Annotated in this window: 5 protein-coding genes; all 5 read left to right on the top strand. The window is 38.1% G+C overall.

Features of this window, described 5'->3' with window-relative positions; genetic code table 11:
* The coding region (locus tag ACFIK0_RS08885; RefSeq protein ID WP_375654937.1) for a hypothetical protein at positions 1-375 on the top strand (375 nt) is incomplete at its 5' end.
* 69 nt (positions 376-444) lie between these two features.
* Positions 445-1,188, top strand: coding sequence for an antA/AntB antirepressor family protein (locus tag ACFIK0_RS08890; RefSeq protein ID WP_375631926.1), 744 nt, complete (start codon positions 445-447; stop codon positions 1,186-1,188).
* Positions 1,189-1,200: 12 nt separating this feature from the next.
* Positions 1,201-1,926, top strand: a complete 726-nt coding sequence (locus ACFIK0_RS08895; protein WP_375663851.1) for a hypothetical protein — start codon at positions 1,201-1,203, stop codon at positions 1,924-1,926.
* Between the two features lie 71 nt (positions 1,927-1,997).
* Complete coding sequence (locus tag ACFIK0_RS08900) at positions 1,998-2,864, top strand: ERF family protein (protein WP_375663852.1); 867 nt, start codon at positions 1,998-2,000, stop codon at positions 2,862-2,864.
* Position 2,865: 1 nt separating this feature from the next.
* On the top strand, positions 2,866-3,489 hold the full coding sequence (locus tag ACFIK0_RS08905) for a lambda exonuclease family protein (protein ID WP_375663853.1): 624 nt from the start codon (positions 2,866-2,868) through the stop codon (positions 3,487-3,489).
* The last annotated feature ends 250 nt before the right edge of the window (positions 3,490-3,739 follow it).

Consider the following 3,739-nt stretch of genomic DNA (forward strand, 5'->3'; position numbering starts at 1 on the left):
AAACCAGTGTTTATAAATTCTGATGAAATTCTCTTAGTGATGTGCGAAAATGAAGAGCAAAATCTCGCTAAATCTGGTCCTTTCTTAGAAGAAAGTGACATGATCAAATTTATCGACCAAGCCGATAATGCTGTCCAAATTTTGCGTATTGAACCAACGACTAATCGTTGCGAAGATATCTCTGAAGATATTGCCGAATTCTATCTTAAAGAATGTGAAGAGCAGTGTTTCAACGGAAACATTCCTCACGATTTTATTCTACACAGCACAGCATACGGTTTTTTTTTAGATGATATAAAACAGCGCGAATATGATGATGCAATGTATGGTTCTTACGAACAACAACACCGTTTGCGTCCTTGTGATGTGCTTTAAAAGCTAAAGGCGTTTTTAAAAGACGCCACCTTCTCTTATCAATATTGGTAATTCAAAGAGATTATAAAAATGGATAATCCTATCACTATTACAAATAACACCATTAACGAAGAAAGCGTTCAAACAGTCAACGCACGTGATTTGCATAGTTTTTTAGAAGTAGGTAAAAAATTTGCGGACTGGATTACTGAACGTATCAACAAATATAATTTGGTAGAAAATCAAGACTTTGTTTGCTTCCCTATTTTGGGAAGCAAAGGAAGGGGTGGTCACAATCGTAAAGACTATCATCTAACTCTAAGCGTAGCCAAAGAGCTTTCTATGCTTGAAAACAATAAGAAAGGTAAACAAGCCCGTCAATATTTTATTGAATGCGAGCGGCGTGCAAAGCAAGTTGTTACACCACAAATCGATTACTCAAGTCCACAAGCGATGATTGGCTTTTTGAATTACCTACAAGGTCAAATAAGTCAAAAAGATACTATCATTGAAGATTTAAAACCAAAAGCCATGGCTCTTGAAAGCTTACAACGCTCTGATGGGCTCTTCGGTCTTACTGAAGCCGCTAAAGTGCTCGAAATGCAACCAAAACAATTCATTCTCTTCCTACAGAAAAAAGGATGGGTGTATCGACGCACTTTCGGGGCTCACTTATTGCCTTATCAGGATAAAATCCAAAAAGGACTAATGGATTGTTCTACATACACTATTCAAACAACAGAGGGGACAGAAAAAGTTATACCCGCAGCAAAAATCACAGCAAAAGGAATTGGTGTGCTGTCTCAAGAGCTTAAAAGACAAAGCATGCATTAAGAGAAAGTTATTATGATAAAAAAGAAATACGAACTTACTGATGAAACAATTGAGTTTGATGGCAGAACACTTCACCGCATTCGTGCTTTAAGGGATTTTGATGATGTCAAAAAAGGAGATCTTGGTGGCTTTATTGAAAAGGAATATAACTTAGGTCATGATGGCAATTGCTGGGTCTATGATGATGCCAAGGTGCTTGAAAGCGCTACCATTTTTCATAATGCCAAGATATTTGATGGCGCCTGTATTAGTGGAAATGCTTCAGTTTATTCTGATGCACAAGTTTACAGTCGTGCTGTTGTTTTTGGTAATGCCGAAGTTTCTGGTAGTGCACATGTTTTTGGTGATGCTGTTGTTCGCGACAAATCTCATGTTTACGGTGATGCAGAAGTTTACAATAGCGCACTCATTTATGGTGACGCAGCAGTTTTTGAGAATGCACGAATAAAGAATAGTGCCCACATTTACGACAATGCTCGTGTATATGGGAACGCAATAATTTGTGGTCCTGCTCTCATTTATAACAATGCTAAAGTTTATGGTGATGTCATTATATCATGCTCCAATTTCACGTATGAGGATGATATTAATTATGGAAATGTTGAGATTTTTGGAGATGCAAAAGTTTATGATAGTGCTCGCATTTATGACGCAGTCAAGATCTTTAGAAATGCCGAAATTCGTGGATTAGCTAATATTCGCGGAAACACGAGAATTCCTCAAGACATAAAAATTTAACAACCAACCAGCCTTTTAACACAAGCGTGATTCACGCCACGGGGGAATTGCGCGCAATGTAGGAAATCAAGATGAGTGAACAAAACACTAACCTAATAGAAATTGAAGAAACACATCATTTAGCCGTCGAACAAACTGTCATGGAACGTATTTTAAATAAAGCCTTAGACAGTGACGTCGATATGGATCGCTTAGAGCGTCTTCTTGATTTAAGAGAACAAGAGATAAAACGACAAGAGCGCCAAAATTTTGTCCGTGATCTTTCGGCTGTGCAAATGGCATATAAAAATATCGAACAAAACGCCATTAATAAACATACAAACAGCAAATACGCTACACTTGATCAGTACATTGATGCTGTAAAAGACGGACTTGCAACATACAAATTTGCTTTGTTTTATCGTATTAAAAATCAAACAGAAAAAAATGTTACCATAGAAATAACTCTGTCTCATCCTTCAGGCAATGAAATATCAACAGAAGGAACATTTCCAATTGACAGTACAGGCTCTAAAAATAGCATACAATCACTTGGTTCCACACTTACCTACGCACGAAGATACCTATTAGGCATGCTTCTTAATTTAGCAAGTAAAGAAGACGATACAGATGGTCAAATGCAAGCCAAAGAAGACGATACAAATAATCAAAAAGTTTCCTCTAAACAGATAAAGCAAATCGAAGAATTAATCGAACAAACAGAATCGGATAAAAATAAGCTTCTCTCTTATGCAAAAGTAGAAAAGCTAACAGATATGTCTTGTGAAACAGCAGACGACGTTTTGAAAATATTAGAAAGCAAGCCAAGAATTCAAAGAGAAAGCGCTCTACAATCTCTCCCACCACAAGAGAAAACATACGTTCCTATACAAGATGCCGAATATATTCACGTCCAAGATATAGAATATGTACCACAAGAACAAAGAACGGCGGTGTGATATGGAACAAAGAACAGCAGAATGGTTTCAAGCGCGCTTGGGTAAAGTCACCGCATCAAACATTTACAGCGTACTCAGTAAAACTACAAAAGGATTGCCTACGAGCAAATATGAAGACTACAAAATCAAACTCATAACAGAACGTTTAACAAGAGAAACAAGCCCCTATTATGAAACTGAAGATATGAGATGGGGTATTGAGCATGAAGATGATGCCTTGAGAGAATATGGCTTCATTTATGATGCCGATATAACAAAATGCGGCTTTATCCAACACCCCACAATAGAAATGGCGGGGGCTAGCCCCGATGGTCTCATTGGAGAAGACGGTTTAATCGAAGTCAAATGCCCGAGATCAGTAACACATATGCGCTTTTGTATAGGTGACGAAATCAAACCAGAATATCACGCACAAATGCAATTCCAAATGGCTTGTACAGAACGAAAATGGTGTGATTTCGTAAGCTATGACCCACGTTTTACGGGGGAATTCTTTCACTTACGCATGAAAGTCAAGCGTATTCTCCGTGATGATCAACAAATTAAACAGATCAATCAAGCTGTTGAAACCTTTTTAGCAGAGATAGAACGAGAGATAAAACAACTCTCAACAAAAGCTGCTTAACCTTATGGGGGTGTTTTGTTCCCCGCATATCTACGAGCACCCCCACCCTTCTTAACACTTTCAAGTAATGCGTGATTCACGCCACACGTGAATTGCATCTCAATGTAAGGAGAAAAGATATGGCGCCTCGTCCAGCTGCTATAACGCAACCAGCCATTGCACGCGCTTTAAGAGAAGCTAAAAAACAAGGTTGTGAACTCGTAGAAATCAAACCTACAGGGGAACTGCTTATCTATCTTAAATCCGATAT

This window comes from Bartonella sp. CL63NXGY, assembly GCF_042194905.1.
In the GTDB taxonomy this organism is placed as follows: Bacteria; Pseudomonadota; Alphaproteobacteria; order Rhizobiales; family Rhizobiaceae; genus Bartonella.